This is a genomic window from Streptomyces botrytidirepellens, assembly GCF_003721215.1.
GTDB classification, from domain to species: Bacteria; Actinomycetota; Actinomycetes; order Streptomycetales; family Streptomycetaceae; genus Streptomyces; species Streptomyces himastatinicus.
This window is the reverse complement of the sequence record NZ_RIBZ01000318.1, coordinates 12422-35960: the sequence shown is the minus strand read 5'-3', so window position 1 is coordinate 35960 and position 23539 is coordinate 12422. Positions and strand designations below refer to the sequence as shown.

Annotated in this window: 24 protein-coding genes and 1 pseudogene; 15 read left to right on the top strand and 10 right to left on the bottom strand. The window is 70.1% G+C overall.

Features of this window, described 5'->3' with window-relative positions; genetic code table 11:
• The first annotated feature begins 44 nt into the window (after positions 1 to 44).
• The 5 genes and pseudogenes from EEJ42_RS27605 to EEJ42_RS53180 all read left to right on the top strand — a co-directional run bounded on the left by EEJ42_RS27605 (position 45) and on the right by EEJ42_RS53180 (position 5970).
• Positions 45 to 404, top strand: a complete 360-nt coding sequence (locus tag EEJ42_RS27605) for a hypothetical protein (protein ID WP_123104024.1) — start codon at positions 45 to 47, stop codon at positions 402 to 404.
• Complete coding sequence (locus EEJ42_RS27600) at positions 401 to 4669, top strand: DUF6531 domain-containing protein (protein ID WP_123104022.1); 4269 nt, start codon at positions 401 to 403, stop codon at positions 4667 to 4669. The genes EEJ42_RS27605 and EEJ42_RS27600 overlap by 4 nt, the downstream gene beginning before the upstream one ends.
• Before the next feature lie 4 nt (positions 4670 to 4673).
• Positions 4674 to 5162, top strand: coding sequence for a hypothetical protein (locus EEJ42_RS27595; protein WP_123104020.1), 489 nt, complete (start codon positions 4674 to 4676; stop codon positions 5160 to 5162).
• A gap of 70 nt (positions 5163 to 5232) precedes the next feature.
• Positions 5233 to 5382 (top strand): annotated as a pseudogene (locus tag EEJ42_RS54750) (RHS repeat-associated core domain-containing protein); the annotation flags it as partial.
• Positions 5383 to 5580: 198 nt separating this feature from the next.
• Positions 5581 to 5970: a hypothetical protein gene (locus EEJ42_RS53180; protein ID WP_246097429.1), complete on the top strand. Its 390-nt coding sequence runs from the start codon at positions 5581 to 5583 to the stop codon at positions 5968 to 5970.
• Here EEJ42_RS53180 and EEJ42_RS27580 read toward each other — a convergent pair.
• Complete coding sequence (locus EEJ42_RS27580; RefSeq protein ID WP_246097428.1) at positions 5857 to 6807, bottom strand: helix-turn-helix transcriptional regulator; 951 nt, start codon at positions 6805 to 6807, stop codon at positions 5857 to 5859. The genes EEJ42_RS53180 and EEJ42_RS27580 overlap by 114 nt on opposite strands.
• A gap of 49 nt (positions 6808 to 6856) precedes the next feature.
• On the opposite strand from EEJ42_RS27580, the gene EEJ42_RS27575 reads away from it, so the two are divergent.
• From EEJ42_RS27575 to EEJ42_RS27560, 4 genes are read left to right on the top strand one after another with little or no spacing between them, the layout of a single operon-like run.
• A complete protein-coding gene (locus EEJ42_RS27575; protein WP_123104018.1) occupies positions 6857 to 7306 on the top strand; it encodes a DUF2000 domain-containing protein in 450 nt (149 codons plus the stop codon).
• A gap of 38 nt (positions 7307 to 7344) precedes the next feature.
• The gene (locus tag EEJ42_RS27570) at positions 7345 to 7827 is read left to right on the top strand and encodes a hypothetical protein (protein ID WP_123104016.1); all 483 of its coding nucleotides are present in this window, start codon (positions 7345 to 7347) and stop codon (positions 7825 to 7827) included.
• On the top strand, positions 7814 to 8233 hold the full coding sequence (locus EEJ42_RS27565; RefSeq protein ID WP_123104014.1) for a helix-turn-helix transcriptional regulator: 420 nt from the start codon (positions 7814 to 7816) through the stop codon (positions 8231 to 8233). Before EEJ42_RS27570 ends, EEJ42_RS27565 begins: the two co-directional genes overlap by 14 nt.
• A gap of 10 nt (positions 8234 to 8243) precedes the next feature.
• The gene (locus EEJ42_RS27560; protein ID WP_123104100.1) at positions 8244 to 8663 is read left to right on the top strand and encodes a VOC family protein; all 420 of its coding nucleotides are present in this window, start codon (positions 8244 to 8246) and stop codon (positions 8661 to 8663) included.
• Between the two features lie 19 nt (positions 8664 to 8682).
• Here the strand turns inward: EEJ42_RS27560 and EEJ42_RS27555 are convergent, their stop codons facing one another.
• The 4 genes from EEJ42_RS27555 to EEJ42_RS27540 form a co-directional block, all read right to left on the bottom strand.
• Positions 8683 to 9102, bottom strand: a complete 420-nt coding sequence (locus tag EEJ42_RS27555) for a Fur family transcriptional regulator (protein ID WP_009718029.1) — start codon at positions 9100 to 9102, stop codon at positions 8683 to 8685.
• Between the two features lie 98 nt (positions 9103 to 9200).
• Positions 9201 to 10088, bottom strand: coding sequence for a metal ABC transporter permease (locus EEJ42_RS27550; protein WP_184503302.1), 888 nt, complete (start codon positions 10086 to 10088; stop codon positions 9201 to 9203).
• 1 nt (position 10089) lies between these two features.
• Positions 10090 to 10959 (bottom strand): metal ABC transporter ATP-binding protein, encoded by an 870-nt coding sequence (locus tag EEJ42_RS27545; RefSeq protein WP_246097427.1) that lies wholly within the window; start codon positions 10957 to 10959, stop codon positions 10090 to 10092.
• A 41-nt stretch (positions 10960 to 11000) separates the two neighbouring features.
• Positions 11001 to 11969 carry a metal ABC transporter substrate-binding protein gene (locus EEJ42_RS27540; RefSeq protein WP_123104012.1) on the bottom strand — a complete coding sequence of 323 codons (969 nt, stop codon included), beginning with the start codon at positions 11967 to 11969 and terminating at the stop codon, positions 11001 to 11003.
• Between the two features lie 153 nt (positions 11970 to 12122).
• On the opposite strand from EEJ42_RS27540, the gene EEJ42_RS27535 reads away from it, so the two are divergent.
• Together EEJ42_RS27535 and EEJ42_RS27530 are read left to right on the top strand one after the other, a co-directional pair.
• Positions 12123 to 13505 (top strand): glycine--tRNA ligase, encoded by a 1383-nt coding sequence (locus tag EEJ42_RS27535; RefSeq protein ID WP_123104010.1) that lies wholly within the window; start codon positions 12123 to 12125, stop codon positions 13503 to 13505.
• Between the two features lie 136 nt (positions 13506 to 13641).
• Complete coding sequence (locus tag EEJ42_RS27530) at positions 13642 to 13944, top strand: hypothetical protein (protein WP_123104008.1); 303 nt, start codon at positions 13642 to 13644, stop codon at positions 13942 to 13944.
• Here EEJ42_RS27530 and EEJ42_RS51150 read toward each other — a convergent pair.
• On the bottom strand, positions 13883 to 14407 hold the full coding sequence (locus tag EEJ42_RS51150; RefSeq protein ID WP_184503301.1) for a hypothetical protein: 525 nt from the start codon (positions 14405 to 14407) through the stop codon (positions 13883 to 13885). The two genes, EEJ42_RS27530 and EEJ42_RS51150, sit on opposite strands and share 62 nt — an antisense overlap.
• A 172-nt stretch (positions 14408 to 14579) precedes the next feature.
• Between EEJ42_RS51150 and EEJ42_RS27520 the strand changes: the two genes are divergently transcribed.
• Together EEJ42_RS27520 and EEJ42_RS27515 are read left to right on the top strand one after the other, a co-directional pair.
• Entirely contained in the window at positions 14580 to 15791 is a 1212-nt protein-coding gene (locus tag EEJ42_RS27520; RefSeq protein ID WP_123104006.1) for a sensor histidine kinase, read from the top strand.
• A complete protein-coding gene (locus EEJ42_RS27515) occupies positions 15779 to 16423 on the top strand; it encodes a response regulator transcription factor (protein ID WP_123104004.1) in 645 nt (214 codons plus the stop codon). The genes EEJ42_RS27520 and EEJ42_RS27515 overlap by 13 nt, the downstream gene beginning before the upstream one ends.
• A gap of 45 nt (positions 16424 to 16468) precedes the next feature.
• Here the strand turns inward: EEJ42_RS27515 and EEJ42_RS27510 are convergent, their stop codons facing one another.
• The 3 genes from EEJ42_RS27510 to EEJ42_RS27500 form a co-directional block, all read right to left on the bottom strand.
• On the bottom strand, positions 16469 to 17056 hold the full coding sequence (locus EEJ42_RS27510; RefSeq protein ID WP_123104002.1) for a TetR/AcrR family transcriptional regulator: 588 nt from the start codon (positions 17054 to 17056) through the stop codon (positions 16469 to 16471).
• Positions 17057 to 17064: 8 nt separating this feature from the next.
• Positions 17065 to 18084 (bottom strand): aldo/keto reductase, encoded by a 1020-nt coding sequence (locus tag EEJ42_RS27505; RefSeq protein WP_123104000.1) that lies wholly within the window; start codon positions 18082 to 18084, stop codon positions 17065 to 17067.
• 242 nt (positions 18085 to 18326) lie between these two features.
• Positions 18327 to 19808, bottom strand: coding sequence for an MFS transporter (locus tag EEJ42_RS27500; RefSeq protein WP_123103997.1), 1482 nt, complete (start codon positions 19806 to 19808; stop codon positions 18327 to 18329).
• A 101-nt stretch (positions 19809 to 19909) separates the two neighbouring features.
• Between EEJ42_RS27500 and EEJ42_RS27495 the strand changes: the two genes are divergently transcribed.
• Positions 19910 to 20788, top strand: coding sequence for a helix-turn-helix transcriptional regulator (locus tag EEJ42_RS27495; protein ID WP_123103995.1), 879 nt, complete (start codon positions 19910 to 19912; stop codon positions 20786 to 20788).
• Here EEJ42_RS27495 and EEJ42_RS27490 read toward each other — a convergent pair.
• The gene (locus EEJ42_RS27490; RefSeq protein ID WP_123103993.1) at positions 20755 to 22254 is read right to left on the bottom strand and encodes an MFS transporter; all 1500 of its coding nucleotides are present in this window, start codon (positions 22252 to 22254) and stop codon (positions 20755 to 20757) included. The genes EEJ42_RS27495 and EEJ42_RS27490 overlap by 34 nt on opposite strands.
• 133 nt (positions 22255 to 22387) lie before the next feature.
• Between EEJ42_RS27490 and dusB the strand changes: the two genes are divergently transcribed.
• A complete protein-coding gene (gene dusB / locus EEJ42_RS27485; RefSeq protein ID WP_123103991.1) occupies positions 22388 to 23539 on the top strand; it encodes a tRNA dihydrouridine synthase DusB in 1152 nt (383 codons plus the stop codon).

The window sequence follows — 23539 nt, the reverse complement described above, 5'->3', positions numbered from 1 at the left end:
GGCTGGGGACTTTGCACCACGAAGGCCGGAGGGGGAGACCTGGCATGGGCGACGGCCACGGCAAGGGCGAGGTCCTGGACATCAAGGTGGCGGACATCAAGTCCGTCTCGCCGACGTTCCACCACCAGGCGGTCAAGCTGAGCGAGGCGCTGACCACGCTGATCAACACGCTGGACGGCTATGGCGAGCCGTGGGGGGACGACAAGCCGGGCAAGGACTTCGCGAAGCACTACAAGCCGAACCAGAAGCACATCGAGTCGGCGACCGGCGTCCTCGTCCTCGGCCTGACCAGCATCCACGAGGCGATGCAGGACATGGCCGACGGCCACGTGGACAACGACAAGCTGATCGAGGGCATGTTCACCAAGGCGAAGAACGCGCCTGGCAGGGACGGCCACAAGTGAGCTTCGGGAGCGAGGTCGAGGAGAAGGCCAAGGCGCTTCTGCTGAAGCTCGGCATGTGGTGGCCGGACGCCAACTCCGGCACCCTGCGCCACGCGGCCGACGCCTGGCGCACCTTCGCCGACAGCGTGGACGACGTGCGAGCCGCGTCCAACAAGGCGGCCACGACCCTCATCCACAACAACAAGGGCGAGGCGATCGACGCCTTCGAGACCTTCTGGGAGCGCTACGCCAAGGGCAAGGACGAGGGCTGGCTGAGCGACCTCGCCAAGTCCGCCCGCAGCATGGCCAAGGCGTTGGACACCTTCGCCGACAAGGTCGATGAGGCGATCGAGGCGCTGTGGACGCAGATCAGCATCGATGCCGTGGCGATCGTCGGCGGCGGGCTGCTGACCCTGGTGACCGGGGGCACGTCCGACGCGGTCGCCGCGGAGATCGTCGCGATGGCGGCGGGCCTGGGTGTCGCGGTCGAGGGGGCGGTGGCGACCATCGCCGCGGAGATGCTGGTCGGTGCGGCCTTCACCAGCATTCTCTCGGTGACCGTGGACGTCGCCGTCGCCCAGCCCGTGAAGATCGCCCTGGGCCAGCAGAACGGCTTCAGCCTGGACGAGGTGAACGCCGCCGCCAAGGACGGCATGATCTACGGCGGCCTCTTCGGTGCCGGAGCGGGCGTGCTCAAGCCCGGCGTCCTCCCCAAGACCGGCGGCGTCCCCGGCCTGCTGAAGCCGCCCGGTATCCGCCCCAACCTCATCGAGAAGGGCCCCGCCGGCCGCTCCACCAAGGAGACTCCGAAGGTCGGCGAACCCATCGACATCGCGACCGGCGCGATGCTGATGGAGCAGACCGACCTGACCCTGCCGGGGTCCCTGCCGCTGGTCTTCGAACGCACCCACCTCTCCTCCTACCGGGGCGGCACCAGCTTCGGCCCGACCTGGACCTGTCTGCTGGACGAGCGCATCCAACTCGACTCCGAGGGCGTCGTCTTCGCCGCCGCCGACGGCATGCGGCTCGTGTACCCGGTGCCGGAGCCCGACGTTCCCACCCTGCCGGAGAAGGGCGCCCGCTGGCCGCTGGAATGGGACGGGAAGCCGGACGGCGTCATGACCGTCACCGATCCGCAGACCGGCGTCGTGCGGACCTTCACCCGCCCGGCCCCGACGGAGGAGTCCGGCGCCGTCCACCTGTGGCTGGACAGCCTCCAGGACCGCAACGGCGCCCGCATCGACATCGAACGCGCCCTGTCCGGCAACCCTCTCGCGCTCCGCCACTCCGGCGGCTACTACGTGGCCATCGACACCGACGAGCACCGGCGCGTCACCGCCCTGCGCCTGCTCGACGAGGCGCCCTCGATCTACGAGCCCCAGGGCCGCGACGGTGCCGGCACGATGGTGATGCGCTACGCGTACGACGAGGCCGGAAACCTCGCCGAGGTCATCAACTCCAGCAACCAGCCGATGCGCTACACCTACGACGCGCAGGGCCGGGTCGCGTCCTGGACCGACCGCAACGGCACGTCGTTCGCGTACGTCTACGGCCCGGACGGCCGGGTGATCCGCACCGAGGGCAGCGACGGCGTCTACAACGGCGCCCTCGAATACGACGACGACGCGCGCACGACCATCTACACCGACTCCCTCGGCCACCGCACCACCTACCGCTACAACAGCGACGGCCAGGTCATCGAGGAGACCGATCCCCTCGGCCACACCACCCTCACCACGTGGAACACCCGGGGCGACCGCCGTCTCTCGGTCACCGACCCCCTGGGCCACACCACCCGCTACGCCTACGACGAGGACGGCAACCTCGCCGCCGTCACCCTCCCCGACGGCAGCGAGGCCCGGGCCACGTACAACGACCTCTGCCTGCCCGTGGAGGTCACCGAACCGGGCGGCACCACGTGGCGCCATGCCTACGATGGGGTCGGCAATCTCACCGCCACCACGGACCCCGCCGGAGCGACGACCCACTATGCCTACAACGATCACGGGCATCTCGCCCGGATAACCGACGCGCTGGGTCATACCCGCCGCATCACCTGCGACGCGGCCGGGCTTCCGGCCGCTGTCACCGATCCGCTGGGTCACACCACCACGGTCCGCCGCGATGCCTTCGGCCTCATCACCGAGGCCACCGGCCCCCTTGGCGACACCACCCGCACCCAGTGGACCACCGAGGGCAGACCGAGCCGCCGCGAGCACCCTGATGGCACCACCGAGAGCTGGGCCTGGGACGGCGAGGGCAACCTCCTCACCCACACCGATCCGGTAGGCAACACCACCCGCCAGACCACGACCCACTTCGACGTCCCGGTGTCCCGTACCAACCCCGACGGCACCAGCTATGCCTTCGCGTACGACACCGAGTTGAGGCTGACCCAGGTCACCAATCCACAGGGTCTGACCTGGACGTACACGTACGATGCGGCGGGCCGTCTCACCGCCGAGACCGACTTCAACGGCCGCACCCTCACCTACACCCACGACGCCGCCGGAGACCTGCTGACCCGCACCAACGGTGCGGACGAGACGCTCCACTTCACCCGCGACGCGCTGGGCCGCACTGTCGAACAGCGCAACGGGGCAGGTGAGACCCTCACATACGCCTATGACGCCTTGGGCGGTCTGATCCACGCGGCCAACGCCGACGCCGAGGTCAGCATCGAGCGTGATGCCCTGGGACGTGTCCTGTCCGAAACGGTCAATGGCAGGACCACGCAGTACGCATACGACCTCCTGGGACAACGCACCGAGCGCACGACTCCGAGTGGTCTGCGCTCCACCTGGACGTACGACGCGGCAGGCCGCCCCGCCTGCGTCGACAATGGGGCAGGAGCGCTGTCCTTCGCGTACGACGCGGCAGGGCGCGAAACGGAACGCCGTCTGGACGACGGGGTGTCCCTCGCCCAGACCTGGGACAAGGCCAACCGCCTTACCACCCAGACCCTCACCCGGGGTCCGGAGGCCGCCGACCACCTCCTCCAGCACCGTGCCTACGCGTACCGTGCCGACGGCTACCTGACTGAGATCCGCGAACTCACCTCCGGCACCCGCCGTTTCGACCTCGACCCGGTCGGCCGGGTCACCGCCGTCCATGCCCACGGCTGGACCGAGACGTACGCGTACGACACGGCGGGCAACCTCACCCACGCCACGGCACCGGACCACGAAACCCCCGGCGACCGCGCCTTCACCGGCACGATCCTCCACCGCGCGGGCCGCACCACCTACGAACACGACGCCCAGGGCCGCCTGACCCGCCGTACCCGAAAACTCCTCAACGGCCAGACCCGTACCTGGACCTACACCTGGAACGCCGAGGACCGTCTCACCGACGCCACCACGCCGGATGGCGAACACTGGCACTACGCGTACGACCCCCTCGGCCGCCGCATATCCAAACACCGCCTCGCGGAGGACGGCACGACCGCCGATTCGGTGATTTTCATCTGGGAGGACACCCGCTTGGCGGAACAGGCCACTCCCAACGGCATGCACACCACCTGGGACTACGCCCCCGGCACCCACCGCCCCGTCGCTCAGACGAATCACCGAACGCCGACTCACCAGCCGGGCGAATCCCTCATCTCGAAATTCGAGGGCGGCCCCGAGGCCAAAACCCGCTTCCACGCCATCATCACCGACCTGGTCGGCACCCCGACCGAGCTGGTCACCGCGGATGGCGCCCTGGCCTGGCAACACCGCACCACCCTCTGGGGCACCCACCTCCCCACCCCACCCGCCGCCCTGGACTGCCCCCTCCGCTTCCCTGGCCAATACGCCGATCCCGAAACGGGCCTGTACTACAACTACTTCCGCCACTACGACCCCGAAACCGCCCGCTACGTCACCCCCGACCCTCTCGGCCTTGAACCCGCCCCCAACCACCATGTCTACGTGCATAATCCCCATGCGGAGATCGACCCCCTGGGGCTAAAGGGCAAGGGCTGCAAGCCGAGCGTCTCCCCGGTGGCGTCGGACTGGGCGACCAAGGGGGCACATGTCCATGTAGGGAAGGACGAGGTCCGCGTCTACATCGACAAGGACGGAAAGGTCGCCGGAGAGCCAATCCGGCTCAAGTCGACCGGTTGGGCATCCGACAAGAGTGTGAAGACAGCTGTGGACGCCGTTAACAACGACGCGAAGCTTCGTGCCGATCTGCTGGCGAAGGCGAAATCGGCGAAGGAGCACATGGACGACCACAACTGGGGGAACAAACAGAATCGTTCCGAGGAAATGCAGAAACTCATTGACTTTCTGGAGGGCTGATCACGTGCACGGAATTTCCTTCTTGGTGGGTCTCGTCGCCACTGGTCGACTTCACAGCATCGGCCCCGGAGCCTCGATCGAAGAGGTCGATCAGGCAGTGAAGGCCGACTTCATCGAAGTCGAGGATGTAGAATACGGAACGCTACGCAGGGACTACGGGTTCGTGGAACTCTACTTCTCCGGTGGTACGGGTGAGTGGGTCATGACCAGCGGCATGATCGAACTTCATCGGCTGGCGGCCGATGACGAGGGTATGGCGGCCGAATGGCATCGGGATATGGGTGTTGAATTTCCCGAGTACTGTTCCTGGAGTGAGCTGCGAGAAGAGTTGTCCCAAACCCCCGATGCACCTACTTTCGAGCTTCGCTATCAAGGCGGTTACCTCGAATACCGGGCCCCAGAGACGAATGTCTCCGTGATGGTTGTGGGCGATCAGATGGATCGCGATGACTGCCCGGGCCGGGGTGACATTTTCAGCGTGAGCTTCGGTTGATGAAGCTCAGTGAGGCGCTGACCACCTGATCAGGACGCCGCGACCACCCCACCCGCCGCCCGACTGTTCCCTCCGATTCCCTGGCCAATACGCCGACCCCGAAACGGGCCTGTACTACAACTACTTCCGCCACTACGACCCCGAGACTGCCCGCTAGGTGACCCCCGACCCTCTCGGCCTCGAACCCGCACCCAACCCGGCGACCTACGTCCGTAATCCCCCACACCTGGGTGAATCGACTCGGGCCAGCTGGCTGCCGGGCCACGAAGGCAGCCAACAAGGTTCTCGGGAACGCGCAAAACGGAGTCAGAATCATGAGAGAGACGATTCTGCGCCGTTGGGCCGGCATTGCCGTCATCCGCCATCGGAGTCCGCACGACGCGAGGGACGGTTGGGTTATCGTTTCTGGCCTGGGACCATGGACAGCGTGGACATGAATGGGAAGCGAGCGGTTGAGGACCTCCTTCGCTGGCGCGGCACACTGGCCGACCTCATCCACGCGGTGCGGGACGAAGACGCGTCACCGGTCGGCATCCTCGACCGCGCCACCGTCGCGGCCGCGTTGGAAAAGGTCGCGGAGGGCTTGGCCGAGCCCGGCGAACTCTCCCTCTGGGCTCACACCGTGCACTTTCACGAAGACGTGGAGTTCGAAGAGGGGTACGAGGACCTGCTGACGCAGTTCCTGTTCGAGATCTCAACGCCTGAGCTGTTCGAAGCCGTCACGCCCGACCTCTGCTACCGCTGGCTGGGCAGATTCCGCACGTCCCTGGCGACATCGGCGGCCGACGAGGCTGGGAGGTCGGTCTGAGACCGACTTCACATACGACGGCCGCCGTAGGGTCCTGGACCTCACCGTGGTACGGGCGTATTGGCCCGGGGCTACCCCCACGACCCGCTTGAAGTGGCGCGTCAGGTGCGACTGGTCGTAGAGGCCCACCGCGGTGGCGACATCCCCCGGGGGACGGCCGTCAAGGAGGAGGCGGCGGGCCAGGTCGATGCGGCGGGAGGTTACGTATTGGTGCGGGGCGATGCCGTACGCGGTGCTGAAGGCGCGTACGAGGTGGGTGGGGTGGGCGTGGAGGAGGCGGGCGGCCTCTTGCAGGGTGGGGGCTTCGACGTAGCGCTCGTCGAGGAGGTCCCGCAGGTCCTGGGCGATGCCGCGGTCGGGCATCGCGTCGGCGGCGGTCGGCCCGGGGCGCAGGTGCTCGCGGAGGCGCTGGCTGATGAGGGCCAGGCGGCTTTCCGCCTCGAGTTCGTCGCCCGGGGTGGCGAGGGCGGCGTGCAACTGTGCGATGCGTCGGCGCAGGAGGGGGTCGGTGAGGTCCGGGCCGTCGACCGCCGGACCGATGTAGCTCGCGTCCAGCTGGGTCATGTCGAGGTAGATCACCCGCTTGCGGAAGCCGTGGGCGGTGGCGGGTGAGCCGTTGTGCGGGACCTGCGGCGGGAGCAGGCTGACGGTGTCGTTCGGGGTGCCGCGCTCGTGGCGGTCCAGGTCGTAACGGACGGCGCCGTCGTCGACGATCAGCAGGGTCCAGGCGTCGTGGACGTGCATGGGGTACGCGTGCTCGGTGAAGTGGGCGTGGAAGACCTCGCTGACGCCCGGGACCGACGGGCGCCAGGCAGAGATTTCCTGTCGGGACGCCATGCAAAGAACGTACAAGACGACGAGGGCCCGCAGCCGTCAGTCTCGAAGCATGAGAACGAGTGAGGAGAACGGGGCGGAGAGCGCCCCCGTTCGGTTCGACACGAAGATCGCCGTACTGCTGCGCGACGACTTGGAGACCTGGCAGCGGCTGAATGTGACCGCGTTCCTCGTCAGCGGGCTCGGTACCACGGAACCCGAGGTGATCGGCGAGCCGTACGCGGACGCCGACGGGACCGCGTATCTGCCGATGTTCCGCCAGCCCGTGCTGGTCTTCGAGGGGACGAAGGAGACGCTGACGACCGCGCACGGGCGTGCGCTGTCCCGCGCGCTGCCGCGGGCCGTGTTCACCTCGGATCTGTTCGGCACGGGCAACGACCGGGACAACCGGGCGGCCGTACGGGCGGTGGGCACCGACCAGCTCGACCTGGTGGGGCTGGCCGTCTACGGGCCGCGCAACGCGGTGGACAAGGTTCTCAAGGGTGCGCGGATGCATCACTGAGCGGGGCGGGGCCCGCCCCCGTCGCTAGCCTGAGGATCATGGAATTCGCGAGGGCTGCATGGGACCCGGAGCTGCATGGGTTCCGGGTCGATCCGTCCGCCTATCTGGCGGAGCTGCCGCGGCTGCGGGCGGCTCTGCCGCCCGGGGCGTGGGCGTTCGCTTCCGATGAGGGGCATTACCGCCTCGGGAGCGGCACCAGGTGTGTGAAGGACCTGGGGCTGGCCGGGGTCGACATCCCCGGGGGCAAGGACAGCGGGCTGACGCTCACCTTCGTGCCGAACAGGTGGAAGCACGACGCGGGGCTGCGCATCCGCTACACCGGCGTACGGCACTTTTCGATCACGTACGAGCACGCCATCGACTGGATGGAGACGGACACGGTCCTGCTCGACGAGATCCTTCCGCATGACGCCGGATGCAGCCATGAGATCGTCCTGACCGATGCGGTGATCGTCGTGCACTGCCGGGATCTGGCAGCCGTCTGGGGCGGCGTGGGATCCTCTGGGAGTGAATCTGGATGACCTGGTCCGGTTGCGGCGGGCGCGGGACCGGATGGACCGGGACTACGCGCAGCCGCTGGACGTGCCGGCGCTGGCGCGCGGGGCGCTGATGTCGACGGGGCACTTCGCGCGGAGCTTCCGCGAGGCCTTCGGGGAGACGCCGTACAGCTATCTGATGACGCGCAGGATCGAGCGGGCGAAGGCGTTGCTGCGGCGGGGGGACCTGTCGGTGACGGAGGTCTGCTTCGCGGTCGGGTGTACGTCGCTGGGGTCGTTCAGCTCGCGGTTCACGGAGCTGGTGGGGGAGAGCCCGAGCGCGTACCGGGCGCGCGATCATGAGCACGGTGCGGAGATTCCGGCGTGTGTCGCCAAGGTCTTCACCAGACCGGTCAGGAATGGAGAAGCGAAGCCCGCTTCCCGGCCGTAGCGTGACAGACATGAACAACAACATCACGCTTTCGACCTGCTTCATCGCCGTCGACGACCATGACAAAGCGCTCGAGTTCTACCGCGACATCCTGGGCCTGGAGGTGCGCCAGGACGTCGGTTTCGAGGGAATGCGCTGGGTGACCGTCGGCTCGCCGTCGCAGCCGGACGTCAACATCGTCCTCGAACCGCCCGCCGCGAACCCCAACGCCTCGCCCGCCGACAAGCAGGCCATGGCGGAACTGCTCGCCAAGGGCATGCTGCGCGGGGTCCTCTTCGCCACCGACGACGTCGACGCCACGTTCGAGCACATCCGGGCGGCGGGCGGCGAGGTGTTGCAGGAGCCGATCGACCAGCCGTACGGCGTGCGCGACTGCGCTTTCCGCGATCCGGCGGGGAACCTGCTGCGGTTCAACCAGCCGAAGCGATAGCGGATAGCCGCGACAGCCGTCAGCCGGTCGCGGGGGCCGCGCAGTCGCCGCAGGTGCCGAAGATCTCGATCGTGTGGGCGACGTCCACGAAACCGTGCTCGGCGGCGATCGCGTCGGCCCACTTCTCGACCGCCGGGCCTTCGACCTCGACCGCCTTGCCGCAGGAGCGGCAGACGAGGTGGTGGTGGTGCTCCTCGCTGTTGCAGCGGCGGTAGACGGCCTCGCCCTCGGTGGTGCGCAGGACGTCGACCTCGCCGGCGTCGGCGAGGGACTGGAGGGTGCGGTAGACGGTGGTCAGGCCGACCGAGTCGCCCCGGTGCTTGAGCATGTCGTGAAGCTCCTGCGCACTGCGGAACTCGTCCACCTCGTCCAGCGCTGCCGCCACCGCCGCGCGCTGCCTGGTGGACCGGCCGCGTACTGGGGGACCCGCGGTCGCCACAGTTGCCTCCTCAACCTCGCTTGCCCGTAGCGCTCTGTCTGCTTGGCCATTGTGCCAGCTAACGGATCCGCTACGGACGAGCTGTGGATGACTCCGTGCTACACGAGCACATCGTCCTTCAGGGTGCACCGCCCCTCGGCCGCCGCCGCGGACCGCCCGGCGCGTTGGGTGGCCCGGCGTTTGGCCAGGGGCGCGGCGAGCGCGGTGATGACGGCGAAGACGCCGATGGCGAGGACGACGATGCTCGCGCCGGGCGGCACGTTCTTGTAGAAGGAGAAGACCGTGCCGGACAGGGTGACCACGACGCCGATGCCGACCGCCAGCGCCAGCGTCATCGCGAAGCCGCGGGTGGCCTGCTGGGCGGCGGCGACCGGGACCACCATGAGGGCGCTGACCAGCAGCAGGCCGACGACGCGCATGGCGACGGTGACGGTGACCGCCGCGGTGACGGCCAGCAGCAGGTTGAGCGTACGGACCGGCAGCCCGGTGACCCGGGCGAACTCCTCGTCCTGGCAGACCGCGAACAGCTGCCGCCGCAGCCCGAGCGTGATCAGTACGACGAACGCGGCGAGCAGGCTGATCACGACCACGTCCTGCTGCGACACGGTGGTGATCGAGCCGAAGAGGTACGTGGTGAGGTTGGCGTTGGAGCCGGTCGGCGAGAGGTTGATCAGCAGGACGCCGCCCGCCATGCCGCCGTAGAAGAGCATCGCGAGCGCGAGGTCGCCGCGGGTCTTGCCGTACCAGCGGATCAGCTCCATCAGGACGGCGCCGAGGGCGGAGACGAGGATGGCGGTCCAGACCGGGTTGGTGCCGGTCAGGAAGCCGAGCGCGACCCCGGTGAGCGCGACGTGGCCGATGCCGTCGCCCATGATCGCTTGGCGGCGCTGGACGAGGTAGATGCCGACGGCGGGGGCGGTGACGCCGACGAGGACGGCAGCGAGCAGGGCCCGCTGCATAAAGGCGTAGTCGAGGACTTCCAGCATGTCAGGTCAGCAACCCTGTCCGGATCGGTTCGGCGTCGGGCGCCGCGTGGGGGTGGACGTGATCGTGGCCGGGCAGCGCATGCTGGCCGACGGCCTTGGGCGGCGGGCCGTCGTGGACGACACAGCCGTCGCGGAGCACCACCGCGCGGTCGATCAGCGGCTCCAGCGGGCCCAGCTCATGGAGGACGAGGAGGACGGTGGTCCCCGCGGCGACCTGTTCGCGCAGCGTCCCGGCGAGGATCTCCTGGCTGGCCAGGTCGACCCCGGCCATCGGCTCGTCCATGATCAGCAGTTCGGGTTCACCGGCCAGCGCACGGGCGATCAGCACCCGCTGGTGCTGGCCGCCGGAGAGCGCGCCGACCGGGTCGCGGGCGCGGTCGGCCATGCCGACCAGCTCCAGGGCACGGCGGACGGCCGCCCGGTCCGCCTTGCGCGGCGGCCCGAACCGGCGGCGGGCCAGCCGCCCGGCCGAGACGACCTCGCGGACGGTCGCGGGGACGCCGCTGGCCGCGGTCGTCCGCTGCGGTACGTAGCCGACGCGGGCCCAGTCGCGGAACCGGCGCCCGGGGGTGCCGAACAGTGCCAGCTCGCCCCCGGTCAGCGGCACCTGGCCGACGACGGCGCGTACGGCGGTCGACTTGCCCGAGCCGTTCGCGCCGAGCAGCGCGACGACCTCGCCGCGGCCCACGGCCAGGTCGACGCCGCGCAGGACCGGGCGCCCGCCGAGGGAGGCGGTGGCGCCGCGCAGGGATATGACCGGGTCGGCGTCGCCCGCCGTCGCGGCGTGCTCGGTCGCCGCCCCGCGCTGGGCCGCTTTCTCGCGTTCCGCCGGTTCGCCGGGCCGTGCGCTGCCGCCGGGTTCCTTGGCCATGGATTCCTCCGTCGTTTCGCGCGTATCGGGCGTATCGCGCGTCATCCCGCGCCGAGCGCCTTGCGCAGGGCCGTCAGGTTCGACCGCATGACCTCGAAGTAGTCGCGGCCCTTGGACTTGTCGCCGATCCCCTCGATGGGGTCGAGGACGTCCGTCTTCAGATGGAGATCGCCCGCCAGGGTCTTCGCCGTCTTGTCGCTCACCAGCGTCTCGAAGAAGACGGTGTTGACCTTGTCCTTCTTGGCGGTCGTGTGCAGCCCCCGCATCCGCGCCGGGCTCGGCTCGGATTCCGGGTCGAGCCCGGAGATGGCCTCCTGGCGCAGCCCGTAGCGCTCGGAGAGGTAGCCGAACGCGGCGTGGGTGGTGATGAAGGTATCCGTGCTGCGGCCCTTCAATCCGCTCTTGAAGTCGTCATTGAGGGCGCCGAGCTGCTTCACCAGGGCGGCGGTGTTCTTCTTGTACGCGGCGGCGTGGTCGGGGTCCGCCTTCTGCAACGCCTTGCCGACGCCCTCGGCGACCTGGGCGTAGCGCACCGGGTCCAGCCAGATGTGCGGATCGGTGGCGGCGTCGCCCTCATGGGCCTTGTGCGCCTCGTGGCCGTGCCCGTGGCCTTCCTCGCCCTCCACCTCCGTCCCGTGGTCCTCCAGGGTGGTGTACGAGGCGGCGTCGGCGACGTGTCGCGGCTTGGCCTGGCCGACGGCCCGGTCGACGGACGGCTGGAGCCCCTTGAGGTAGACCACCAGACCGGCCTCGCTGAGCTGGGCCGTCTGCCGGGGGCTTATCTCCAGGTCGTGCGGTTCGACGCCGGGCTTGGTCAGGGTGGAGACATGAACATGGTTCCCCCCGATGCGCTGGGCGAGGAACTGCATCGGATAGAACGACGCGACCACGTCGAGCTTGCCGTCCGTCCTTCCGTCCCCGGTGTTGGAGGAGCAGGCTGTGAGGGTGGTCAAGCCCATCGCGGCGGCCCCGACGAGGGCTGCTGCGGGGGAGAGGCGGCGTATGTTCATGACTCTCATTTTCAACAAAATTGGAAACGGTTGTCAACAAGGGTCTTGTTCTTGATCATTTCCGGTATCGATTTGATCCGGGGGGTGCCGCCGCCGGTAACCTGAAGCATTCGCTTCGCGTCCTCCAATGTCGTCATCAATGAAGAGAGCACCGTGGCCGCCGACAAGATCGACACCATCGTCAGCCTGAGCAAGCGCCGTGGCTTCGTCTATCCGTGCAGCGAGATCTACGGCGGCCAGCGCGCCGCCTGGGACTACGGACCGCTCGGCGTGGAGCTGAAGGAGAACATCAAGCGCCAGTGGTGGCGTTCCATGGTCACTTCGCGCGACGACGTCGTCGGACTCGACTCGTCCGTGATCCTCGCCCGTGAGGTCTGGGAGGCGTCCGGCCACGTCGCCACCTTCACGGACCCGCTGACCGAGTGCACCTCCTGCCACAAGCGGTTCCGCGCGGACCACCTGGAGGAGGCCTACGAGGCCAAGCACGGCAAGCTGCCCGAGAACGGCATGGCCGACCTCAACTGTCCGCACTGCGGCAACAAGGGCAGCTTCACCGAGCCCAAGCAGTTCTCCGGGCTGCTCTCCACCCACCTCGGCCCGACCCAGGACTCCGGCTCGGTCGCGTACCTGCGCCCCGAGACCGCCCAGGGCATCTTCACCAACTTCCTCGCCGTGCAGCAGACCTCGCGCCGCAAGCCGCCGTTCGGCATCGCGCAGGTCGGCAAGTCCTTCCGGAACGAGATCACGCCGGGCAACTTCATCTTCCGCACCCGTGAGTTCGAGCAGATGGAGATGGAGTTCTTCGTCAAGCCGGGTGAGGACGAGACCTGGCACGAGTACTGGATGGAGCAGCGCTACAACTGGTACCGGGACCTCGGCCTCCAGGAAGCCAACATCCGTTGGTTCGAGCACCCGAAGGAGAAGCTCTCCCACTACTCGAAGCGCACCGCCGACATCGAGTACCGCTTCAACTTCGGCGGCTCCGAGTGGGGTGAGCTGGAGGGCGTGGCCAACCGCACCGACTACGACCTCAAGGCGCACTCCGCGGCGTCCGGCCAGGACCTGTCGTACTTCGACCAGGAGGCCGGCGAGCGCTGGACCCCGTACGTCATCGAGCCGGCGGCGGGCGTCGGCCGCGCCATGCTGGCCTTCATGCTCGACGCGTACATCGAGGACGAGGCGCCCAACGCCAAGGGCAAGCTGGAGAAGCGCACCGTGATGCGGCTCGACCCGCGGCTCGCCCCGGTCAAGGTCGCGGTGCTGCCGCTGTCCCGCAACCCGCAGCTGTCCCCGAAGGCCAAGGGGCTCGCGGCGGACCTGCGCAAGCACTGGAACATCGAGTTCGACGACGCGGGCGCCATCGGCCGCCGCTACCGCCGTCAGGACGAGATCGGCACGCCCTTCTGCGTCACCGTCGACTTCGACACGCTCGACGACAACGCGGTGACCGTGCGCGAGCGCGACACGATGAAGCAGGAGCGGGTCTCCCTCGACCAGATCCAGTCGTACCTGGGCGGCCGACTGATCGGCTGCTGACCAGCGCGTACGACAGGGCGCACAGCACGAGGACGGGCTCCGGCACCGCGGATAGAATGCCGCGGCGCCGGAGCCCGTCGTCGGCTTGGCAGGTTCGGTTCGGCAGGGGTTCGGCAGGAACGGGGGTTCACCAACCATGCGAGGCGTGACGCATCACATCACGGCCACCAGCGAGGACGGCACCGTCTTCGAGGTCAGCTATGGCTACGGCCGGGGACAGCGGCGGCTCCTCGGCTGCCTGCACTGTGACTGGCAGGAACAGATCACCTACGGCGGCGCCCGCCACAAGGGCCTCGACCACCTCGCCCAGGCCCACGGCGCCCTCGGCTCCCCTCGCATGACGGCCGACGCGGCCGCCCGCCGCCAAGCCCTCCTGATCATGTTCGCGTGCTTCGCGGTGGCAGCGGTGATGCTGTGGTGGGCGGCGTCCCAGGGCTGACCCGCGGGGTGTGAGGGCTGACCGGCGGCGTGCCCCGACGCGGGGCGCCCAGCGCGAGCGCCGCGCACACCGCGGCCAGCGGCAGCTCCGCGCCCAGCGCCATCGCCAGGGCACCGGCCAGCTCCCCGCCCGAAGCGGCCGTCACCGTGTCGAACCACGCGTCCACCACCAGCAGCGTGCCGGTGGCAGCCGCGGTGACGCGGTGGCGGTCGTCCCCGCGCATGCGCAGGACGGCGGTGGAGAGCAGCCCGAGCGACTCGAGCGCGTCCAGGCCCACCCAGGCGAGGTTCCAGTGGCTGACCTGGGTCGTGGACGGAAGCGTCCGCGCCAGTACGTACAGCCAGGGGACCAGCGCCACCCCGGCGGCGAGCAGCACCGGCTCGGGGCGTACCCGGGTGATCCACGCCAGGCGGGAGCGACGTGTGCTCCGGCCGGGCCGGGCGGGGGCGTACAGGGCGGTCATGGGACGGATCTCCTTCCGGACGGCCCGGGGTTCGGGCCTGTCCGGAAGCCTGGTCGGCGCCACCGCCGGTGTCGTTCATGGCAGTTGCCGAGGCGGGGTGGCACCAGGTGCACCCCCCTTCCGGGCCTGAGCTCCAGCGCGCGGCCGCCCGGCGCCGCTCTAGAGTCGCCGTATGAGACTCCCGACCGTGCCGCGGTCCGTACGCGAACGCCTGCACCGGCTGCGGCGCGACCTCGTGTTCGGTGTCTCGGGCGCGGCGGTGCAGTTCGTGGCCTGGGCGGTGCCGATGGCCATACCGTGGCTGATCTACGAGGACACGTCGAACCTGGTCGGGATCATGGTCGCGCTCACCGTGCCCCTCATCGTTCCGGCCGTGGCCACGCCGGTGCTGACGCGCGTCCAGCGGCGGCGGTTCAGGGCGCTGCCCGACATCGAGATCACCGGTCCCGGCAGGGCCTGGCGGCAGCTCTGGTACCACCTTCTGGCGGGCCCGGCCGTCGCCTTCGGCGGGGTGCTGGCCGTCGCGATGGCCCTCGTCGGTCTGCCGGCGGCCACCGTGTACATCTGGGTATGGGGCCTCCCGCTCTCCTGGCGGGTCGACCACGTCGGCTACTCGACCCAGGCCGCGTTTGTGACGGCCAGCGGCGTGATCCTGCTGGCCCTCGCCTACGCGCTCATCGGCGCCCTCGTACGGCTCGACACGCGCGCCGCGACCGCGCTGCTGGGCCCTCTGCCGACCGAGGAACTGGAGCGCCGGGTCGAGGATCTGACCGAGAGCCGCGCGGGCGCGGTCGACGCGGCCGACGCCGAGCGCCGCCGCATCGAACGGGATCTCCACGACGGCGCCCAGCAGCGGCTGGTCTCCATGGCGGTCAACCTGGGCCTGGCCAAGGCGACCCTGACCGATCTGCCGGATGAAGCCCGGCAGGTGATCGAGGAGGCGCACCGGGAGGCCAAGGGCGCCATCGAGGAGCTGAGCAGCCTGGTGCGCGGGCTGCACCCGGCCGTCCTCGACGAACTCGGGCTGGACGCCGCCCTCTCCGGCATCGCGGCGCGCGCCCCGCTGCCGGTCCGGCTCCACGTCCACGTGCCGGAACGAGCCGCCCCGACCGTCGAGGCCGTCGCGTACTTCGTCGTCTCCGAGGCCCTCGCCAACGTCGCCAAGCACGCCCGGGCGGAGCGGGCCGACGTCACGGTCGTCCGCACCGGGGACACGCTCCGGGTCGTCGTCGCCGACGACGGGGAGGGCGGGGCCGATGCCGCCCGGGGTACGGGCCTCACCGGGCTCGCCAAGCGGGCGGGTTCGGTGGACGGCACCTTCGAGATCAGCAGCCCCCGCGGGGGCCCGACCGTCATCACCGTGGAGTTGCCGTGCGTGCTGTGATCGCCGAGGACTCGGTCCTGCTGCGGATCGGCCTGGTCAAAGTCCTGGAGACGGCGGGCTTCGAGGTGAGGGCGGAGGCGGCGGACGCGGAGGGGCTGCTGACGGCGGTGGAGGAGCACCGACCGGACATCGCCGTGGTGGACGTGCGGATGCCGCCGGGCTTCACGGACGAGGGCGTCCGGGCCGCCCTGCTCATCCGGCAGCAGTGGCCGGACACGGCGGTGCTGCTGCTCTCGCAGTACGTGGAGGAGCGCTACGCGGCCGATCTGCTCACCGCGCACACGAGCGGGATCGGCTATCTGCTAAAGCAACGCGTGGCGGACGTGGAGGAGTTCATCGACGCGCTGCGGCGGGTCGCGGGGGGTGGCACCGCGCTGGACCCGCAGGTCGTCTCCCAGCTCCTCGTCCGCCGCCACAGCGACCCGCTGGACCGGCTGACGCGCCGGGAGCGGGACGTGCTGGAGCTGATGGCGGGCGGCCGGTCGAACGCGGGGATCGCCGCGGCGCTGGTGGTCAGCGAGTCCGCGGTGGCCAAGCACATCAACAGCATCTTCGTGAAGCTGGACCTGCCGGTCGCCGATGCGGACCACCGCCGGGTGCTGGCGGTGCTGCGGTTCCTGGGGGTGAGCTGACCCCGGCCGCCGAGGTGGCCCGGGGCCGGGGCGTCTCGTGTGCGGTTACGCCCGCAGGCCGTTCAGCAGCAGGTTGAAGAGGTCGGTGAAGGCCAGCTCCGCGCCGGGGTCCGACCACTCGTTGGCGTAGACCGGGTCGTGGAAGTGGGCCGTCGCGGACCACAGGGCCTGGGCCGTCTTGCGGGCGTTGCGCGTTGTGAACTCGCCGCTCGCGAGGCCGCTTTCCACGATCTTCGTGAGGTCGCCGACCATCGTCTCGATGTGCCGGGCGACGGTGCCGCTGTTCTCGGCGGCCAGGGACAGATACGTGGCGAACAGCTCCGGATCGTCGCCCGCCTTGCGCCGCTTGGCGGCGAAGAGGGTGGCCAGCCACTCGCGCAGGCGCTCGGCCGCCGGGCCCTTGGCGCGGGCGATGGCGGACAGTTCGTCGTGTGCCTGGTCGAGCCACCGCTCAGTGACCGCCTCGCGCAGGGCCGCCTTGGTGCGGAAGTGGCGGTAGACACTGCCGTGGCTGACCCCGAGCGCGCGGGCGACGTCCACGACCGTGGCCTTGGCCGGGCCGAAGCGGCGCAGCACGTCCTCGGTGGCTTCGAGGACGCGGTCGGGGGTCAGGGGTGTCTCGGGCGGCGGCATCGGGTCCCTTACTTCTTCTCGCTGTCGAGGAAGGTCATTTGCGCCTCCGGGTAGCGGTCGCCCGCGGCAGCACCTTCTGGTACGACTTCCTCGATCGCGGCCAGGTCGTCGGCGTCGAGCGTAGCGCCCAGGGAGCCGAGCGCCTCCGTCAGCTGTGCACGTGTGCGGGAGCCGATCAACGGCACGATGGCCGTGGCGTGCTTGGGGCCCTGGGCGAGCACCCAGGCGATGGCGGTCTGCGCGACGCTGATGCCCTTGTCGTCGGCGACCTTGCGCAGGGCCTCGACCAGGCCGAGGTTGTGGTCGACGTTCTCTGCGCCGAAGCGCGGGTTGAAGCTGCGGAAGTCGCCCTCGGCGAGCTTGCGGTCCCGGCTCCAGTGGCCGCTGATCAGCCCCCGGGAGAGCACGCCGTACGCGGTGATGCCGACGCCCAGTTCGCGGCAGACCGGCAGGATCTCGTCCTCGATGCCGCGGGAGATCAGCGAGTACTCGATCTGGAGGTCGCAGATGGGGGCGACGGCGGCGGCCCGGCGTATGGTCTCCGCGCCCGCCTCGGACAGCCCGATGTTCCGTACGTACCCGGCCTCCACCAGCTCGGCGATGGCACCCACGGTCTCCTCGATCGGGACGTCGGGGTCGACGCGGGCGATGCGGTAGATGTCGATGTGGTCGGCGCCGAGGCGCTGGAGCGAGTAGGCGGCGAAGTTCTTGACGGCGGCCGGGCGGCCGTCATAGCCGGACCAGCCTCCGTCGGGGCCGCGCAGGGCTCCGAACTTCACGCTGAGCAGGGCGTTTTCGCGGTGGCCGACGGGGGCGGTGCGCAGGGCCTCGTTGATGAGCAGTTCGTTGTGGCCCATGGCGTAGAAGTCGCCGGTGTCCAGCAGGGTGACCCCGGCGTCGAGCGCGGCGTGGATGGTGGCGAGGGACTCGGCGCGGTCGGTGGGGCCGTACAGGGCGGACATGCCCATGCAGCCGAGGCCGATCGCGGAGACCTGGGGGCCGGTGGTGCCGAGTTGGCGCATCTGCATGGGGGTGCTCCTTGCGGGGACTCGGGGGTTCCATACGGGTGCGTTGACAAGCGTGGCAGATGCGATGACAGATTTCAATATCTGTCATCGCCTACCCGTCATCGCCTGTCTGTCATCCCTTGACCGTCATCCCCTGGCTGTCATTGCCCGTCTGATATCGCTCGGCTGTCATCGCTCAGCCGCTATCGCCCGCCTGTCATCGCCCGACCGTCATCGCCCGTCTGCTCTGCCCACCGGCCCGCTCACGCCACCACGCGCGGCAGTCGCAAGCTCAGCAGCACGGTCAGCGCGACCGCCGCGAGCTGCGCCGCGAGCGTGATCACCAGCGCGTCGCCCATTCCCACCGACGGCACCAGCGCGAGGAACAGCGTGCCGAGCGTGGCGACGCCCAGCGCCAGCGAGGACTGCTGGGTCGTGACCATCACGCCGCTGCCCACCCCGGCCCGCTCGTTCGGCACCTCGGACAGCACGATCCGGACCAGCACCGGCAGTTGGAGCCCCTGCCCGAAACCGGCCAGCGCGACCCCCGGCAGCAGCCCCGCCAGGGACAGGTCCGGCCAGTCACGCGCCACGGCCAGCATCAGCAGCCCCAGGCCCACTGCCTGGAGCAGTCCGCCGGTGGTCACCACGCGGCTGCCGTACCGGCCGACCAGACGCGGCCCCATGAGCGAGGCCACGAAGAAGGCGGCGGCCATCGGTGCCAGCGCCAGACCGGCCGCGACCGGCCCGTATCGCAGGCCCTGTTGCAGGGCGACCGCGATGACGAACATGAAGCCGCCGAAGCCGATCGAGAAGGGCACCAGCATCGGCAGTCCGCGCCGCAGCCCGCGCAGCGCGAACAGGCTCGGCGGCAGCAGGGGAGTGGCACCGGCCCGGTCGGCGCGGCGCTCGATCACGTAGAACGCCGCCGCCGCGAAGGGGAACACGCCCAGCAGCAGCCAGGTCCACAGCGGCCAGCCCGCCGCCCGTCCCTCGGTCAGCGGCACCATCAGCGTGATCAGCGAGACGGCCAGCAGCACCGTGCCCGGCACATCCACCGGCGCGGGCCGGTCCGAGCGGGTCTCGGGCACCGTACGCACGGCCAGCACCAGGCCGATCAGCGCGACCGGGACGTTGACCAGGAAGACCGCGCGCCACCCGGTGCCCGCGATGTCCGCGGCCACCAGCACCCCGCCCAGGATCTGCCCCGCCACCATGGCGAGACCGGCCGTCGCGCCGTACATGCTCAGCGCGCGGGCGCGGCGGGAGCCGCTGGTGGAGGCGTGAATGGTGGCGAGCACCTGCGGCAGCATCAGCGCCGCCGCGGCGCCCTGTGCGACGCGCGCCGCGACCAGGCTCCACGCGTCCGGGGCGAGCCCGCAGGCCAGCGAGGTCACCCCGAAGGCCGCCATTCCGGCGAGGAAGAGCCGTCGCCGCCCGAAGGAGTCGCCCAGCCGTCCGCCGAGGACGAGCAGCACCGCGTACGCCACGCCGTATCCCGCGACGATCAGTTCCAGGACGGCGGGGCCCGCGTTCAGGTCGCGGTCCATGGTGGGCAGGGCCACGTTGACGATGAAGAAGTCGATCAGAGGAAGCGCCGCCCCGAGCAGCAGGGTGAACAGCCCCGGGCCACTCAGCGTCCCACTGTGAGGTGTCCCGCCGTGCGGTGTCGCGGCGGACGGCGTCGTGGCGGTGCCCCGGGCGGCCGGGGCGGCGGTTCTGGCACGAATCTCTGTTTCGGTCATGCTTCAGACGATCCCGCCGCGCTCAGCCGGGTACCAGAGTGTCTTTATCCTGGTACAAGAAGTACCTGGCAACCGGCTGAGCCCTGGGGCACTCTGGAGCCATGACCATCACGGTGCAGGGTGCCACGTCCACCGGCGGGGCCGCGATCAGACGGACCGAGCTGGCGGCCTTTCTGCGCAGCCGCCGGGAGCGGATCACTCCCGAGCAGGTGGGGTTGCCCCGCGGCCGCCGCCGGCGGACCCCCGGGCTGCGCCGCGAGGAGGTCGCCCAGCTCTCCACGGTGGGCGTCACCTGGTACACCTGGCTGGAGCAGGCCCGGGACATCCATGTGTCGGTGCAGGTCCTCGACGCCATCGCCCGCGCGCTGCTGCTGGACCGCAGTGAACGCGCGCATCTCTTCGTCCTCGCAGGGGAGATCGATCCGACCCCCGGGAGCGAGTGCTCCGGAGTCCCGCAGTCGCTCCAGGTGATGCTGGAGCAGCTGGAGCCGTTCCCGGCGTGCGTGCAGAACGCCCGGTTCGACCTCCTCGCGTACAACCGCACCTACCGGCTGCTGATGTGCGACCTGGACGCGCTGCCGCCGGAGGACCGCAACTGCATGTGGCTGGCCTTCACCAACGACGACTGGCGCGCGAGCCTGGTCGACCGGGACGAGACGATCCGGCTGATGGCCGCCAAGTTCCGCGCCGCGATGGCCGAACACGTCGCCGAGCCCGCCTGGAAGGCGCTGCTGAGGCGGCTGGAGGAGGCCTCACCGGAGTTCCGGGAGATCTGGGCGCGCCATGAGGTGCTGCGGCCCAGCGACAAGATCAAGGTCTTCCGGCAGTCGACGGTGGGCGTGCTGCGGCTGACCTCGACCAGTCTGTGGACCGGCCCCAACCAGGGGCCCAAGCTGCTCACCTACACCCCGGTGGACACCGAGACCCGTGAGCGGCTGGAGCAGCTTCACGCCCTCGCGCTCGAATTGGCCGAGGTCTGACCCGTCGGCCCGCCGTCCCCGAACAGCGCGGCGGCGTGCCGGGTGGTGGCCAGCGCCCAGCGGCCGGTGGTCAGGGCACCCAGCAACAGGATGACGGCACCGCATCCGGCGATGATCCACCAGGCGGGCCGGGCGGCGTCCACGAACGCGGCAGCGGCCGCGGCCGACGCCTTGTGGCCCGGCACCGCACCCGCCGCCCCGGCCGCCGCGCCCGCGGCCAGCACCGCGCCGATCACCGCGACCCCGAGCGACTGCCCCACCTGACGGCTGGTGGAGGCGACGGCGGAGGCGACCCCGGCCTGCGAACGGGGCATCCCGGAGACGGCCGTATTGGTGATGGGTGCGTTGACCAGTCCGAACCCGATGCCGAACAGCACAAAGCCGGTCAGCAGCAGCACATTGCTGGACTGGGCGTCGAACACGGCGAACAGCACCCCGCTGGCTCCTATCGTCACCCCGGCCAGCAGCAGCGGCAGCCGGGGCCCGCCGTGGCCCACCAGCCGCCCGGACAGCGGTGCGCAGATGAAGCACATGAACGCCATCGGCAGCATCCACAGCCCGGCGTGCAGGGCGTCGAGCCCGCGGACGTCCTGGAGGTAGAGCGTGTTCATGAAGAGGAAGCCGCCGAGCGCCGCGAAGGCGCTCACCGCGATGACCGTCGCCCCGCTGAAGGGCGCGCTGTGGAAGAAGCGCACATCGATCAGCGGTTCGGGACGCCGCCGCTCGTAGCGGATCAGCGCGACGAGCCCGACGACGGCGACCGCCGTGCAGACGGAGATCAGCGGCGAGCCCCAGCCGTGCCCCGGCGCCTCGATGATGGCGTACGTCAGGGAGCCGAGGACGGCGATGACCAGCAACTGGCCGATGGGGTCGGGCCTGCGGGGCTTCGGAGCGCGCGACTCCGGCACGAAACGGGCGGTCAGTGCCACCGCCGCGAGCCCGACCGGAAGGTTTATCCAGAAGATCGAGCGCCAGCCGACCGACTCCACCAGCACCCCGCCGACGATCGGCCCGGCGGCCATGCTGATGCCGACGACCCCGCCCCACACCCCGATCGCCCGGGCCCGCTCCCGGGGCTCGGTGAAGGTGTTGGTGATGATCGACATGGCCACGGGGTTGAGCATCGAACCGCCGATGGCCTGCACCATGCGGAAGCCGACCAGCGCCCCCAGGCTGGGGGCGAGGCTGCACAGCGCGGAGCCGAGGGTGAAGATCACCAGCCCGGCCTGGAAGACGCGCTTGCGCCCCAACCGGTCGGCCGTCGACCCGGCGAGCATCAGCAGCGCGGCGAGGACGAGCGTGTACGCGTCGATCGTCCACTGCATTCCGGAGACGGAGGCGTTCAGATCGGTCCGCATCGAGGGCAGGGCGACGTTCAGCACGGTGTTGTCGAGGCTGACGATCAGCAGGCTCATGCAGCAGATCGCCAGCACGAGCATGCGCCGCCGAGGGCTGAGCTCAGGCATGGTTGAACGCTACAACGATGTCGTGGATTACGGAGGTGCGAACCGCCCGGGCGGATCCCCTGCGCGGGTGCGGGACAATGAGAGGTCCGGCCCGTACGAACCCTCCTACCCGCCCCCGAAGGAAGCTCATCCCATGACCCAGACGCAGCTGCAGATCGGCCCGCATACGGTTCAGCCACCGGTCGTGCTCGCACCGATGGCCGGGATCACCAACGCGCCGTTCCGCACCCTGTGCCGGGAGTTCAGCAGCGGCAAGGGGCTGTTCGTCAGCGAGATGATCACGACCCGGGCGCTGGTCGAGCGGGACGCCAAGACCATGCGGCTGATCCACTTCGACGGCACCGAGAAGCCGCGTTCCATCCAGCTGTACGGGGTCGACCCGGCGACCGTCGGCAAGGCCGTGCGGATGATCGTGGACGAGGACCTGGCCGACCACATCGACCTCAACTTCGGCTGCCCGGTGCCCAAGGTGACCCGCAAGGGCGGCGGCTCGGCGCTCCCGTACAAGCGGAACCTGCTGCGCGCGATCCTGCGCGAGGCCGTGACGGGCGCAGGACCGCTGCCGGTGACCATGAAGATGCGCAAGGGCATCGACGACGACCACATCACCTACCTCGACGCGGGCCGGATCGCGGTCGAGGAGGGCGTGACCGCGATCGCGCTGCACGGCCGCACGGCCGCCCAGCACTACGGCGGCACCGCCGACTGGGACGCCATCGCGCGGCTGAAGGAGACCGTCCCGGAGATCCCGGTGCTGGGCAACGGCGACATCTGGTCCGCCGAGGACGCGGTGCGGATGATGGACCGGACCGGGTGCGACGGCGTGGTCGTCGGGCGCGGCTGCCTGGGGCGGCCGTGGCTCTTCGGCGACCTGGTGGCGGCCTTCGAACCCGGCGGCGGGGCCGGCGCCGGTGCCGGTTCCGCCCGGCCCACGCTGAAGGAGGTCGCCGCCGTGATGCGCCGCCACGCCGAGCTGCTCGCCGAGTGGCTGGAGGACGAGGAGCGCGGCGTGATCGACTTCCGTAAGCACGTCGCCTGGTACACCAAGGGCTTCTCGGTCGGCTCCGAGATGCGCAAGCGGCTCGCGATCACCTCGTCCCTGGCCGAGCTGGACGACCTGCTGGCCGAGCTGGACCTGGACCAGGAGTGGCCGCCCGGCGCCGACGGCCCCCGCGGCCGCACCTCGGGCCGCAACCGGGTGGTGCTCCCGGACGGCTGGCTGGCGGACCCGTACGACTGCGCGGGCGTGACCGCGGACGCGGAGCTGGACACCTCGGGCGGCTGA